The sequence below is a fragment of the Algoriphagus sp. SE2 genome (assembly GCF_039563885.1).
Taxonomy (GTDB): Bacteria; Bacteroidota; Bacteroidia; order Cytophagales; family Cyclobacteriaceae; genus Algoriphagus.
Window position 1 is genome coordinate 1 of sequence record NZ_JBCLWJ010000079.1, and the last position, 410, is coordinate 410.

A 410-nucleotide genomic window follows, 5' to 3' on the forward strand; every position below is an offset into this window, starting at 1 on the left:
GAAAATTGCCGCAAGGAAGGAAAGGAATAGGATGGTTTTCGTTTTCGATATCATGTTATGTAATTGATTTTAAAAGGTAAGGAAATAATAAAGGTTGTTCCCTCACCTTGTTCACTTTCTAACCCTATCTCCCCTCCATGTGCCTTCACAATATCATAACTCAAACTCAACCCTAGCCCAGTTCCCGAACCGGTAGGTTTGGTTGTAAAGAAAGGCTGGAAGATCTTGTCCCGGACCTGTTCTGGGATTCCTCCTCCGTTGTCTTTGACTGAAAGCTCAATAGACCCACCCCCAGCCCCTCCAGGGAGGGGAGTGTATTTGGAGGAAACCTTAATCATTGGTTCATAACCTTCAGGTGCGCTGTCCGCCTTAGTCTTTTCATTTACAGCGTAAAAAGCATTGTTTACCAG

At 44.4% G+C, this 410-nt stretch carries 1 protein-coding gene; it reads right to left on the reverse strand.

Annotated elements, in window-relative coordinates:
• Positions 1 to 50 precede the first annotated feature (50 nt).
• The coding region (locus AAGF08_RS20495; protein ID WP_343513324.1) for a HAMP domain-containing sensor histidine kinase at positions 51 to 410 on the reverse strand (360 nt) is incomplete at its 5' end.